The sequence below is a fragment of the Plesiomonas sp. genome (assembly GCF_051650925.1).
Lineage (GTDB): Bacteria > Pseudomonadota > Gammaproteobacteria > Enterobacterales > CAMTGL01 > Plesiomonas.
On sequence record NZ_JBOFRH010000324.1, the window covers coordinates 1 to 7,668 of the forward strand.

The 7,668-nt window shown below is 43.9% G+C and carries 6 protein-coding genes; 2 read left to right on the forward strand and 4 right to left on the reverse strand.

The features are described 5' to 3' along the window. A partial coding sequence (locus ACRC27_RS07555) for a CinA family nicotinamide mononucleotide deamidase-related protein (RefSeq protein ID WP_438639567.1) occupies positions 1-854 on the reverse strand: 854 nt, incomplete at its 3' end. A 452-nt stretch (positions 855-1,306) separates the two neighbouring features. Here ACRC27_RS07555 and tyrP (ACRC27_RS07560) point away from each other — a divergent pair. Next, entirely contained in the window at positions 1,307-2,527 is a 1,221-nt protein-coding gene (gene tyrP, locus ACRC27_RS07560; protein WP_438621874.1) for a tyrosine transporter TyrP, read from the forward strand. 56 nt (positions 2,528-2,583) lie between these two features. Beyond that, positions 2,584-3,852: a tyrosine transporter TyrP gene (gene tyrP / locus ACRC27_RS07565; RefSeq protein WP_438621875.1), complete on the forward strand. Its 1,269-nt coding sequence runs from the start codon at positions 2,584-2,586 to the stop codon at positions 3,850-3,852. A 121-nt stretch (positions 3,853-3,973) separates the two neighbouring features. Here the strand turns inward: tyrP (ACRC27_RS07565) and ACRC27_RS07570 are convergent, their stop codons facing one another. From ACRC27_RS07570 to ACRC27_RS07580, 3 genes are all read right to left on the reverse strand, one after another. Next, positions 3,974-5,269: an HAAAP family serine/threonine permease gene (locus tag ACRC27_RS07570; protein ID WP_438621876.1), complete on the reverse strand. Its 1,296-nt coding sequence runs from the start codon at positions 5,267-5,269 to the stop codon at positions 3,974-3,976. Between the two features lie 583 nt (positions 5,270-5,852). Then, positions 5,853-6,311, reverse strand: coding sequence for a GNAT family N-acetyltransferase (locus ACRC27_RS07575; RefSeq protein WP_438621877.1), 459 nt, complete (start codon positions 6,309-6,311; stop codon positions 5,853-5,855). Between the two features lie 427 nt (positions 6,312-6,738). Continuing rightward, positions 6,739-7,368, reverse strand: a complete 630-nt coding sequence (locus ACRC27_RS07580; protein ID WP_438621878.1) for a TfoX/Sxy family DNA transformation protein — start codon at positions 7,366-7,368, stop codon at positions 6,739-6,741. Positions 7,369-7,668 lie beyond the last annotated feature (300 nt).

Genomic DNA, 7,668 nt, shown 5'->3' on the forward strand with positions numbered 1-7,668 from the left:
GCCACTAACCCACCGGTAAAGGTTTCAGAAAGAGACAATGTTATTTTACTCAGTGCTAAAAAATCACCCAACTGTTCAGGTAATGATCCGCTGCCCGAAAAAACAATATTATCTTCCAAAATATCAGCAATCTGATTCATCAATTTAAGCAAATCACTGTGCAGTTCAGCAGGCCCTGACACTTTAATTTCAATAAACGGCAATGCCGAACGGTAGCCTATCACTACACCAGCAGGAACATTTAGTATGGCAAGGCGATCGGCAATACCGCTTTCCGTTAAACCAAATGAGGTGATACGTAGACAAATAGGCGCGGCAGGCAGTGTAAAGCGCTGTTGAATCAGCGGAATAATTTGCTGATCAATCATCGCTTTAAACTCAAATGGCACGCCAGGGGTAAAAAAGAATAAACAGCCATTGAGCTTAAACATAAACCCGCACGCCGTACCAACAGGGTTATCAATAATCTCGGCATATTCAGGCAATAGTGCTTGTTTGCTGTTCGATTCAGGCATCACTTTTCCTGACGCAGCATAACGTTGTTGCAATGTATCTAACCACACCAAATTGACCACTAACCGCTGGTTCAGTGCATATGCGGCAGCCTCGGCAGAGAGATCATCACTGGTTGGCCCTAAACCCCCGTTCACTATAATGATATCAGCTTGCATGCTGCGATCTGTAAAACAGCGAACTAAGCTCTCAAGGTTATCGCCTGCCGTTGCCCGATAAGTCAGCGGAACGCCACTTTGAGATAACCGTTGCGCCAGCCATGCTGCATTAGTGTCGACTATCTCACCCTGTAGCACTTCATCTCCGGTGCTGATCATCTCAACGCGCAATGCTTTACTCATGTGGGTCTCCTTGATGTGATGCAGACGACCCGCCTCGCCTGAACTCTACACTATGCATACATCTTAACCATTTAATAAAAAAGAGAAAATTCCGTTTTGCTATTTGTTGGATCAAAAACGAAGTCTGCCATATTTTCATACAGTTTCCAGCCCACATTACAGGAGGAAACCAGCAAAGTGTAATTTAAAAATTACACTTATTTTGAATATATCTCCATTTATCACACTGATTATGCTCGAAACACCAATGGTGTAATTAAAAGTTTACATTGCAAACAGAGTTTGACAGCCATGGGCTTATTATTTAATCTGCAGAATATTCATTCGTTTATTTGATAAATAATCAGATTAAATAATCAAACATTGTTAACTGTTGGTTAAATACAGCAGACGCTGAATGTATTATTGGATTTTATACTCGCGGTTATGTTTATAGGCAGAGGGAGTCATCAGTGAAAAGCCGAGTTTTAGGTAGTATTTTGATTGTGGCAGGCATCACGATAGGTGCAGGAATGTTAGCAATGCCACTGGCTTCTGCGGGAATCGGTTTTTTACCCACCCTAGCAATGATGATTGGATTATGGGCATTAATGAGCTATAGCGCGCTGATGCTGGTTGAAGTGCATTTATCTGCACCAGAAGAGCCGGCTCTCAGCGCTCTGGCAGAACGCTATCTAGGCAAACCCGGCCGCTGGTTAATCAGTTTTAGCATGTTATTTCTGATGTATGCACTGACTGCCGCCTATATTACCGGTGGCGGTAGCCAACTGGTTCACAATATAAACAGCTGGTTTGGCTGGGCCCTAACCCCGACACAAGGCACGCTACTGTTTACTGTATTGTTGGGTGGCGCTGTGTGTGTCAGCACACGTTTTGTAGATTCCTGCAATCGTGTGTTATTCAGCATTAAGCTGATTGCACTAGCACTGGTTTTATTGCTCCTGATCCCCCATGTTGAAGCACAAAACCTGACCGCAATGCCCGTTCAGAATATGCTACTACTCTCTGCTTTACCGGTATTTTTCACCTCATTTGGTTTTCATATCTGTACAACCAGTTTAGTGCGCTACCTAGAAGGTGATGCGGCAAAATTACGCTTTGTTTTTCTTACCGGTAGTGCCATTCCACTGGTGATCTATATTCTCTGGCAACTCGCCACTCATGGTGCAATCAGTCAGCAGGCATTCACCCATATTATTGATGTCAACCCAACCCTGTCAGGGCTGATGGAAACGGTTGATTCGGTAGTTCAAAACCCGCGCGTTGATCTGGCCGTCCGTATTTTTGCCGACATGGCACTTGCTACCTCATTTTTAGGCGTTTCACTGGCACTGTTTGATTTTCTGGCCGATGCCTGCCGCCGCAGTAATCAGGCATCAGGGCGCATGCAAACAGGGCTGTTGACCTTTATCCCCCCAGTATTGTTCGCATTATTCTACCCGCAAGGCTTTATTTTAGCTCTTGGCTATGCGGCTATTCCGTTGGCAATACTAGCACTGTTGTTACCTGCTGCCATGGTCAGAAAAGCCAGACAACAAGCACAGCAAAAACCCTATGCCTATCAGGTTATGGGAGGAACTGCCGGATTAGCACTGGTTGCAGTACTTGGGCTTTTTGTTATTGCAGTGCAGATAGCCTCAGCGTCAGGCTTGTTACCTACTGTTGCCGGTTAATAACTTGCTGATAAATAAAATATAAAATTAATGCCGGAAGAAAAAGAGGTCGCAAAGTGAAAAACCGTTTTATAGGAAGCGTTCTGATTGTTGCCGGAACGACAATAGGTGCAGGAATGCTGGCCATGCCACTGGCCTCTGCCGGAATTGGCTTTACTGCCACCTTGATAATGATGTTAGGTTTGTGGGCTCTCACCTGCTACAGCGCATTAATGCTGCTAGAAGTTCACCAGCATGCTGCACCTGATGCAGGGTTAGGCTCATTAGCAGAACAGTGCTTTGGGACGGCTGGCCGCTGGATTGCCAGCAGCAGTATGGCATTTTTAATGTATGCGCTAATCGCCGCGTATATCACCGGAGGTGGCGGCCAGTTATCGAACAATCTCAAGCTTTGGCTGCACTGGGATTTCAGCCCACTGCAAGGTACTTTGTTGTTTACAGCTCTGCTTGGCGGTGCGGTATGTATCAGCACACGGGCTGTTGATGCACTAAACCGTGTGCTGTTTACCGTGAAAGTTATTGCGCTCATTCTGATGCTGTTCCTCATGTTACCACACGTAGAAGGAACAAATTTATTGGCAATGCCACTGGAGCAAGGGCTAATTTTATCGGCTATTCCGGTAATTTTTACCTCATTTGGTTTTCATGGCAGTATTCCTAGCCTCGTACGCTACCTCAATGGTGACACCAAAAAGCTAAAATTTGTGCTGATACTGGGCAGTGCTATTCCATTGTTTGCCTATATTTTGTGGCAACTTGCTACACATGGTGCTATCAACCAAGCACAAATGACCTCTATTTTAGCTGAGAACCCAAGTTTAGCCGGTTTAATGCATGCTGTAGATAACGTAGTTGCCAACCCAAAAGTCGATGCTGCGGTGCGCATTTTCGCTGATATGGCATTAGCCACCTCATTTTTGGGTGTGACTCTTGGCATGTTTGACTTTCTGGCAGACGCATTCCGCCGCAGCGACAATGCATCAGGTCGCTTACAAACAGGCTTAATCACTTTTATCCCTCCGCTTATCTTTGCACTTTTCTATCCGCAGGGATTTGTGATGGCACTCGGCTATGCCGCCATTGCACTGGCTATTCTGGCCTTGTTACTGCCTGCTGCTATGGTGTGGAAAATGCGCCGTCACTCAGGCGATACTTCCTCAAGCCGTAGCCTAAAACCAAGCCACCAAATCTACACATATGGTTTAAACAGCTATAAAGTGAGCGGAGGCATTATCGGAATTTTCGTTGTGTTCGCTTCAGGCATTGCCATTATTGCTATTCAAATTGCCGGATCATTCGGGCTATTACCGGGCGTTGTCGGTTAATAGATAACTTCTGGGATATCTCATTACATAAAGTATCCTATAAAAAAGCATAAAAAAGGCGCTGAAAAATCAGCGCCTTTTTTTATACACAGCGTATTGTTTCAATCAGGCTGTTTATCTCTTAATGAGACAGCGTATAGAAAATGGCTGAAATTGCGATACAACCAATCAAAGTCACAAAAATATTGCTCGGTGAACCGGCATACTTTTTCATCGCTGGTACTTTACGTACTGCATACATCGGCATGATGAATAGCAGCAACGCGATAACCGGGCCACCCAACATCTCAATAATATGCAGAATGCTTGGGTTCAATGTTGCAATACCCCACGTTGTCAGCAGAATAAAAACAGCAGTAATACGGTTCAATGTTTTGGTTTGTACCGTTTTACCTTTACTACGTGCCGCTTTCAGTACCAGACCATTCAAACCTTCACGAGTACCCAAGTAGTGGCCTAAGAAAGATTTGGTGATAGCTACAAAAGCAATCATCGGTGCTAAGTAAGCAATCACAGGATTATGGAACTTGTTAGCCAAATAAGACAAAATTGAGATATTGTCTGCTTTTGCCTGTGCCAGCTCAGCCGGTGATAAGCTCAGTACACAACTGAACACAAAGAACATCACGGTGATCACCATCATGATGTGGCTCATCAGCAAAATGCGTGAGCTTTTCTTATCTGCCAGTGCGCCGTATTGCTGCTTTTGCTCTACCGCAAACGAAGAGATAATCGGTGAATGGTTAAAAGAGAACACCATCACTGGAATAACCAGCCACAATGTTTTCGCAATATTAATAACACCATCCCCACCAGCAGGCACGTAATGGAAAATAGAGGTGTTCCACTCAGGGATCAGATACAGAGACATAAACACCAGTACTGCCACAAACGGGAATACCAGTACACTCATCGCTTTTACGATCAGCTTCTCACCACAACCAACAATCGCCATTAAACCAACAATCAGCACCAGAGATAAAATAGCGCGTGGAGGAGGTGTCATGTGCAACTGATTCAGCATAAAGCTCTCTACCGTATTGGTGATCGCCACACTGTAAACCAGCAAAATGGGGTAAATCGCGAAGAAGTACAAAAACGTGATCAGATAACCCGCTTTTGAACCAAAGTGCTCTTCTACCACTTCAGTAATATCATCACCCTGCTGACCTGAACCTGACAGCACGAAACGGCATAGTGCACGATGAGCAAAAAATGTCATCGGCAATGCCAAAATGGTCATAACCAGCAAAGGCCAGATACCACCAATACCTGCCTCAATAGGTAGGAACAGTGTACCAGCACCGACTGCTGTACCGTACAGACCGAGCATCCATGTGATGTCTGTTTTATTCCATTTCATCAATGCGTTGCTGTTGTCAGCCTTTAATGGCTGTTTTGCTACTGTGTTATCCATAGGATTATCTTCAAATTATTAATATAAAAACTGTCTGTATAACCATGTAAATCATCAGGTTGAAACGATTCAATTCAATGGCTAACAGCAAGATGGTCTACTAAAAAATGCATGCAACTATCCCCTGCTTAAAAGTAAAAGCAGTATGAGAGAAACCATCCGTTGGAATGCGCTCAGAAATGAGACTTAAATTGCAGACGGTGATGTGTTCCGATCACCGTAGAGTGGGTGGGTAAGCACCTTAAAATAGTGCTTACCAAGCAAAAACTGATGACGTGTTAATTTTTAATGTATGCCATCTAACGCTTAGCACCCTGTTACTTGCTTAAGGAGCGGTTATCCGCCTCAGATGCAACCTGCTGTTTATCACGAAAACTGACGCTGTTGTCAGTCTTTTCGTGGTGTGCAACCAGTTGCCATGCAAATAAGTGGCCGCCATTATAGCGATTCGCATCAATTGGTCGAGTCCTAAATCACACTTTTTATATGGCCTTATGCAGTTTATAAAGCCATAAAGAGATCTAGATCACAGCTTTTATGCATACTATGCAGACAAGCATGATTGCACAGCACCAGAATCACACTATGCAGACTTATTCATACCAATGTGTGGGATGCCATCTTCCAGATATTGCTCACCTGCTGGCAAAAAACCATGCTGCCCATAATAACCTTGCAAATGAGCCTGAGCACTCAGGTGTACCGTGCGATCTGGCCACAGCTGTGAGCAAAGTTTTACCCCTTGAGCAATCAGCTGATGACCCAACCCCTGCCCACGATGTGACTGGCGGGTAATGACACGACCAATCACCGGCATAACCGGATCGACAATACCCGGAGCCATCGCCCGCAAATAGACCACTAGCTCATTATTTTGATAGCCCAGTAGATGATAGGTTTCCGGGTACAGATCTTTCCCATCCAGATCCTGATAGGCACATGCCTGCTCGACAATAAATGCCTCGGCACGAAGGTGCAGCAGCTGGTATAACGCCACATTATCTAACTGTTCAAATGTACAACTACGCCATACTAACGACATCAATCACTCCTTCAAAACACACAGATTTGGTGCAAAAAACCACACCTTAAGTTGTACCTTACTCTCAAGCGCAGCCTGATTACCTGATGGATAACAACAGAGTGTTAAACAAAACATAAACAGAGCACACGTAAAAATAGCAAAGAGTAGAAATAGTGGTATTGACTATATAACAGGATAGAGATTGAGGATATACAGTGTATAGATGCATACATACCGACAGAGAACTGCCAATAATCTGAAACAAGAAACGGAAGGAAGTTAAGAAAGAAGGCTAGACGAAGATGTCAAACGGGTATCGTTCTGAAACAGCGTTGACTAAAATACGAACAAAATAAAACCGCTCCACAATTTAAGCAAAATCTTGCTCTATTATAAAGCGGCTTGCATGAGCTACACGGTGACCCATATCGAAAAACGAATGCTCTTATCGCCCCGTGGTGTTAAAGGCATACGCTTCACGTAATGAAACAGTAATTTGATCTTTGATGACAGGTGAAAGTGCCGCTGCATGACAACCTTCTAGCGCACCCGCTAATGCCCACAGCAGTTTCTCAGTAACATCACTACACTGCGCTTTAACTTTTACATACGCCGCGACTGCACCTAGCGCTTGCAACTCACTAATAGAGCCAATACCGGCTTTACGCAACAAACGCTCTGTTGATAAGCCCATATTAGGTAAATCCTTTAAACGCTTCGCTTCCCCTCCCTTTTTCTCTTGCTTGTCACTGCGGGCACCAATGAGTGCCTGATTTGCCATAACAACCAATTGATCAAGGTTATCCCACATTACCTGCTCAACTTTGTAGTAACGCAGCATCACTGGGCGACCACGTTTGGTATAAACGAAAGGGGTCATTCCTCTTGCAATAAAGCGCGCTTCTAAACCATTGCAAGCACGCAAATAAAGGTGATCTTCAGACACAACAGCAAACATTACATCACCTTGGTATAAACCAAATCCGCCAAACATAGAGCGGGATTTAACTTCACCAAAGTGAACCGAAAATATTTCACACGCTTTTTTAATAAGGTCTTTATCTACGGTGTTCATTTTGCCTCCATGTTGCTTGTTTTATCAGCTAAACAAGCTCTCCCTATGCGAATTGGGTAATGCACACTAATTTATAAATATTTACAAACTTAAGAAGTGCGTAACATAAGTATGAAATCATTGCTATCTTCGCGATTCCGCCGACAATAAGCAATACCACTAGTCACATTTTTGACGCAAGGTTGGTTAAATATGTGAAAAAAGTACTGGCTATCGGGTGAAGACATATTAGCAAATATGAAACAAAACACGTAAAAACTAAAATATCTCACTTATTTATGCGAAGCTAATCGCGTTTGC

What these genes read in the sequence shown, in the direction of transcription:
- ACRC27_RS07570 (WP_438621876.1), bottom strand. Translation starts at nt 5,269, where the DNA reads ATGGATAACACAGTAGCAAAACAGCCATTAAAGGCTGACAACAGCAAC.
- ACRC27_RS07575 (WP_438621877.1), bottom strand. Translation starts at nt 6,311, where the DNA reads ATGTCGTTAGTATGGCGTAGTTGTACATTTGAACAGTTAGATAATGTG.
- ACRC27_RS07580 (WP_438621878.1), bottom strand. Translation starts at nt 7,368, where the DNA reads ATGAACACCGTAGATAAAGACCTTATTAAAAAAGCGTGTGAAATATTT.